Below are 5,571 nucleotides of genomic sequence, written 5' to 3'. Positions count from 1 at the left end.
GTAGTTCAGTTGGTTAGAATACCGGCCTGTCACGCCGGGGGTCGCGGGTTCGAGTCCCGTCCACTCCGCCACTTATTCGAGACCCTAGCAGAAATGCTAGGGTCTTTTAGTTTGTGCTGAGTTAAGTTGGTCTTCGACCAATGAGTCCCGGTCGCGTGCGACCCCAGCCACTCCGCCACTTATTAAGAAGCCTAGTCGAAAGACTAGGCTTTTTTCGTTTACGGCGTATAGTTTCATTTTCTGGTAGATGGAGTCCTTCTCGTGTGCGACCCTGATACTTTGGGAAGCGCTGCTACCTAGATACAAAAATGCCCAACAGGTGTTGGGCATTGATTGATTATGTTTTAAGCCGCTAGCATTACAGAATGCGTTTTAATACTCCATCGGCTTTAAGGCGAGTGATTTTTCTTACCAGCTTTTGTACACCGAGTGGATAATCTTCGACTTTTTCTAGTTGTCTGTATGTGCAGATTAGGTGGGTATGTTCCAGGATTCGTGAAATTTCTTCTTCAAACTTCTCGGTAAGTTTGGCGTAGTTATCCTGGATTAATAAGCCATTTTCCAGATCAAGCGACCAAGCTCGTGGATTCAAGTTATTACCTGTTAGCAGCATGTATCGTTTATCGACCCAAATGCCTTTTAGGTGGAAGCTGTTATTGTCATGCCTCCATAAGTGAATCGATAGTTTTCGAGCTGCTATATTCGCTTCATTTGCCTTAGCGAAGCGACGAAGATTTACTTCATAAAGGTAAGGTAGGCCACCAATGGTTTTAAAGTCTTCTTCAGGGGAGATATAGAAATCATTTGCGATCTTATCACCGACCACTATAGTCACTTTTACACCGCGTTTCATGGCGCGTTTTACTTCACGGTGAATGGCTTTAGGGAAGTTAAAGTAAGGTGTACAGATGACAACTTCATTTTGAGCCGCCGCGAGTAACTTCACAATCTGCTGATTCAATATATTACGGCGTTTTCCCAAACCAACCAGTGGTGTGACTCTTACTTCTTCTTCTGTTCCTTTTTGGTTTTCAAACTGGTAATTCGCTTGAGCCAGAGAAGCGCGTAATTGACGAATTGCAGCTTTGATTTCTTTTGTTTCTGGCTTGTTTTGGTTAGCAAGGTCATTGACAGCAGGGTGTGCGATCATCTCATTCTGAATAAAGTGCACCATAGAGTCTGCGAGAGACTCGTTACGAATGACATGGTAGCGATCAAAGCGATAACGGTCGTTATAATGCAGGTAAACATTATTTAAGCTTGCCCCACTATAGATGACGGTGTCATCGATAATGAAGCCTTTTAAATGCAGAACGCCAAAGACTTCTCGACCTCGTACGGGAATGCCATAGACAGGGATTCTGTGTTGGTACTTTTGTGCGAATGCTTTATAAAGGGCTGAATTACCCTCAGAGGTTTCTGCACCAATCAGGCCGCGTTGTGCCCGATGCCAGTCTACACAAATATTGATGTCTAGCCCTGGATTACGTTGCTTCGCTTCGTAAAGTGCTGTGAGTATTTCACGTCCAGCCTCGTCATCTTCCAGATATAGAGCGACTAGGTAAATTCGTGACGTTGCTTTGCTGATCGCATCCAGAAGGCGAGCTCTGAATTCTTGTGCAGAATACAGAACGTCAAAGTCCTCAGGATTTACTGCGAGGCTTGGCAACTGTTCGAATGGATTCCTACTTACTATCATATCGGTGTGAGTACCTTAATTTAGTGCAATATTGCGAACCTGATATTTTAACAAATATATGATTTATCTGGCTACAAAAGCACGGGGTTTGAAGTCTAGGATGGGATGAATTGCATTGGAATGAGATCTTTACCGCTATCGACGTAGCGCTGAAAAGCCATTTTCAATGAGTTAGGTAGTTCTGAACTATCGATAGTCTTAAAACCATAATGAGAATAATAAGTCTCTAAGTGCATAAAAGCAAAGCAGTAATCACCATCACTGAAAACTTTGTTTTCGCAGTGAGTCAGTAGCGCTTTCCCCACGCCCATTCCTCTGTATGCGGGCACGACAAGCATCCCGGTTAATAATCGAAAGTTCTCCACACTTTTCATACGCAGCAGGGCCACGATCGTACTTTCTGCACTGGCGGTGATAATCAATTCATCTCTTTTCGCTCGTCCTGCGGGATAGTGGGCTTTATACAACTTCTTAATAAGAGGAAGTTTGATCGGATTTAACACTTCTATGATTAATGAGCTAGGTATTGTCACTGCGGTTAAAAGAGTTCTAAGGTAGAATGTTTACAGTTTAAGAGAATCTTATCTGGCGTTGCAAACCCACTATGCAAATTAAAACTAACGCGAGCCTCAAGGCGTATCACACTTTTGGTATTGAACAAACCTGTTCTTATTTAGCTATCGTTGAGTCCGTTGACGATGTTATTCAGCTCTTTCAGGAGCCTACTTTTAAAGGATTACCGAAACTTTTCCTGGGAAAAGGAAGTAATATTCTTTTTACCGAGCATTATGACGGTCTGGTTATCGTTAATCGACTGCTTGGTAAAGTGGCACAAGAAAGTGACCATCATTTCTTACTGCATATAGAAGGTGGTGAAGACTGGCCTGAACTGGTTTCCTGGTGCGTCGAACAAGGATTTGGCGGGATAGAAAACTTAGCCCTGATTCCCGGTTGTGCGGGTTCTGCTCCGATTCAGAATATTGGTGCTTATGGATTAGAACTGAAAGATGTTTGTGATTATGTGGATATCTTGGATCTAACAACGTTTGAAACCCGACGTATGAGTGCGGATGAGTGTGAGTTTGGCTATCGTGACTCAATCTTTAAGCACGTTTTGTATGGTAAGTGCTTTATTTCCGCCCTCGGACTTAAGCTGAACAAAAAGTGGCAACCGATCAATCAATATGGACCTTTGCAAAGTATTCCTACCGAAAAGCTAAGCCCTGCCTCCATATTTGAACGTGTTTGTCAGGTTCGCCAAGAAAAGTTGCCTGATCCGGAGAAAGTCGGGAATGCTGGTAGTTTTTTTAAAAACCCAGTGATCTCGCAAGATCATTATGATCAACTCCTTGAGGTTCATCGTGACTTAGTCGCATACCCGACAGAAAATGGTATGAAAGTAGCGGCGGGTTGGTTGATAGATCAATGTGGCCTCAAAGGGATCTCGGTGAATGGTGCACAGGTTAACCCGTTGCAAGCATTGGTACTGACCAACGTGGATAATTGTAGTGCTACTGATGTCGTGGCTCTGGCTTCTCTTGTGAAACAGACAGTTTGGGATAAATACCAGATTGAGCTTGAGCACGAAGTTCGTTTTATCAATAAGGTGGGTGAAACGAACCTTGCAGAGATAGAGGCTGCACAATGAGAAAAGAACATGCAACAAAGCTACATATCCTTCGCACGCTAAGTGATGGTGACTTCCATTCCGGTGAAGCTTTAGGGCAAGAACTTGGCATATCTAGAGCTGCAATCGCGAAGCATATAAAAGGATTGAGTGACTGGGGTGTGGATATCTACCGCATTCAAGGACGTGGTTATCAAATAGCTCATCCGATGCAATTATTGGATGAGAAGAGATTAGTGGCGAATTCAGCCCATAAGCTGGAGTTAATTCCGGTGATTGATTCCACTAACCAGTATTTGTTAGAACGGGTGAATGAATCCGAAAAAGGCCGAGTTTGCCTAGCTGAGTATCAAGCTAAAGGTCGTGGCCGCCGTGGTCGTCAGTGGATCTCTCCATTTGGTTCCAACTTATACCTTTCCATGTATTGGCGCCTCGATGCTGGTATGGCTGCGGCAATGGGGTTAAGCCTTGTCATCGGTATCGCTGCGGTTGAAGCGCTAGAGTCCATGGGAATTGAAGACGTTAAGCTAAAATGGCCTAATGACCTGTACTATCAGGATAAAAAGCTAGCGGGTATTTTGGTAGAAATGTCGGGCCAAGCCGGTGGGGCGGCTCATTTAGTCTTGGGAATGGGCATAAATATTGGCATGCCAGATCAACAGCCAGATATTGACCAACCTTGGACAACGCTCAATCAAGTCTGTGCCGATATGGATATCGATAGAACACAACTTGCTTCAACCTTAATTGAGCATTGGTCCGCTGCGCTTATTGATTACGAAATGATGGGGCTAGCTGGCTTTGTTGAACGATGGAACCGACTGGATAACTTTTTAGGGCGCCCTGTAAAGCTGTTGATCGGGCCAAGAGAAATTCATGGGATTGTACAAGGCATTGATCAACAAGGTGGTGTGGTACTGGAAACAGAGCATGGCCTGGAGACCTACATTGGCGGTGAGATCTCCTTGAGAAAAGGGGACTAACCTTCTCTTACTTTCTGAGGGAGACCTTATCTACAAGATGGTTACTCCCTTTATGTAAGATCAGATGGGCTCTTTCCCGGGTCGGGAGAATGTTATGTTCTAGGTTGAGCCCATTAATGCTATTCCAGATTTCTTTCGCTTTGCTTTTAGCATCGTCAACTGACAGTTGTGTGTAGTGACTAAAATAAGACCCCGGCTTGGTAAAAGCACCATGACGGAACTTCAAAAACCTTTCCACATACCATTGCTCAATGGTGTCAGATTCTGCATCGACATAAATGGAAAAATCCAGGAAATCCGAAACAAACACGCGATGGGGATCGTGTGGGTAATCCATTCCACTCTGTAATACGTTTAAGCCTTCGATAATTAAAACATCCGGCCTATCTACCTTTTTTAACTCGTCGGTAATGTCGTAGGTAATATGCGAGTAGACGGGGACTTCAAGATTGGGTTTTCCTGCCTTCACGTCAGACATAAACTCAACTAAACGCTTGATATCATAAGACTCAGGGAAACCTTTGCGATGCATGATTCCCTTTTCTTCCAACACTTTCTTGGGATAGAGAAAACCGTCTGTCGTCACTAGCGATACTTTAGGGTGATTTTCCCAGCGAGAGAGCAGTGCTTTCATGATACGGGCAGTGGTACTTTTACCGACTGCGACACTACCGGCTATACCAATAACAAAGGGAGGGGCATGCTCCTCAGTATTTAAAAACTGCTGAAGAACCGTATTACGGCTTTGGCGAGCTTGAACATATAAATTTAATAGGCGAGACAAAGGAAGGTAGATCTCTACCGCTTCCTCCATGGTGAGGTTTTCATTTATGCCCTGAAGCGCAGTTAAGTCGTCTTCAGAAAGTGTCATTGGCACAGAATTTCGTAATTCTGACCAGTTGGCACGGTCAAATGACAAAAATGGACTCATGGGTCTCTTTTATCCTTGCTTTCATAGAGAGGATGAACATACATCAAGCGCGCTTTAAAGCAAGCGACAGAGGTCGAAGTTTGCTGGAAAAAAGCAGAGTTTGTATGTTTTTGCAGCAAACGAATGTAAAAAATCGAATTTTATGATTTTTTTTAAAATTACTATTGCAACCTAGAAAATCATTCAATAGAATGCGCACCACTTATGCCGACTTAGCTCAGTAGGTAGAGCAACTGACTTGTAATCAGTAGGTCACCAGTTCGATTCCGGTAGTCGGCACCATTCTCTCCTGTTTCTTAGAAACAATTGTAGTGAGAATGGCTAGAAATTT

The 5,571-nt window shown here is 43.8% G+C and carries 5 protein-coding genes and 1 tRNA gene; 3 read left to right on the top strand and 3 right to left on the bottom strand.

Annotated elements, in window-relative coordinates:
- Positions 1 to 358: 358 nt before the first annotated feature.
- Positions 359 to 1,699: a CDP-diacylglycerol--serine O-phosphatidyltransferase gene (gene pssA / locus RXX31_RS24510; protein WP_317592191.1), complete on the bottom strand. Its 1,341-nt coding sequence runs from the start codon at positions 1,697 to 1,699 to the stop codon at positions 359 to 361.
- Positions 1,700 to 1,794: 95 nt separating this feature from the next.
- On the bottom strand, positions 1,795 to 2,202 hold the full coding sequence (locus RXX31_RS24505) for a GNAT family N-acetyltransferase (protein ID WP_317592190.1): 408 nt from the start codon (positions 2,200 to 2,202) through the stop codon (positions 1,795 to 1,797).
- Between the two features lie 101 nt (positions 2,203 to 2,303).
- Between RXX31_RS24505 and murB the strand changes: the two genes are divergently transcribed.
- A complete protein-coding gene (gene murB / locus RXX31_RS24500) occupies positions 2,304 to 3,347 on the top strand; it encodes a UDP-N-acetylmuramate dehydrogenase (protein ID WP_317592189.1) in 1,044 nt (347 codons plus the stop codon).
- Positions 3,344 to 4,309 carry a bifunctional biotin--[acetyl-CoA-carboxylase] ligase/biotin operon repressor BirA gene (gene birA, locus RXX31_RS24495; protein ID WP_317592188.1) on the top strand — a complete coding sequence of 322 codons (966 nt, stop codon included), beginning with the start codon at positions 3,344 to 3,346 and terminating at the stop codon, positions 4,307 to 4,309. Before murB ends, birA begins: the two co-directional genes overlap by 4 nt.
- 7 nt (positions 4,310 to 4,316) lie before the next feature.
- On the opposite strand, the gene coaA is transcribed toward birA, so the two are convergent.
- Complete coding sequence (gene coaA, locus RXX31_RS24490; RefSeq protein WP_317592187.1) at positions 4,317 to 5,240, bottom strand: type I pantothenate kinase; 924 nt, start codon at positions 5,238 to 5,240, stop codon at positions 4,317 to 4,319.
- 206 nt (positions 5,241 to 5,446) lie between these two features.
- On the opposite strand from coaA, the gene RXX31_RS24485 reads away from it, so the two are divergent.
- A tRNA-Thr gene (locus RXX31_RS24485) sits at positions 5,447 to 5,522 on the top strand.
- Positions 5,523 to 5,571: the final 49 nt, after the last annotated feature.

Origin of the sequence: Vibrio sp. EA2 (assembly GCF_033042495.1) — a bacterium.
GTDB lineage: Bacteria > Pseudomonadota > Gammaproteobacteria > Enterobacterales > Vibrionaceae > Vibrio.
Note: the sequence above shows the minus strand (reverse complement) of the source record. Positions and strands in the feature narration are given on the sequence as shown.

Coding starts and splice junctions, on each gene's coding strand:
- pssA (WP_317592191.1), bottom strand. CDS start 1,699: ATGATAGTAAGTAGGAATCCATTCGAACAGTTGCCAAGCCTCGCAGTA.
- murB (WP_317592189.1), top strand. CDS start 2,304: ATGCAAATTAAAACTAACGCGAGCCTCAAGGCGTATCACACTTTTGGT.
- birA (WP_317592188.1), top strand. CDS start 3,344: ATGAGAAAAGAACATGCAACAAAGCTACATATCCTTCGCACGCTAAGT.
- coaA (WP_317592187.1), bottom strand. CDS start 5,240: ATGAGTCCATTTTTGTCATTTGACCGTGCCAACTGGTCAGAATTACGA.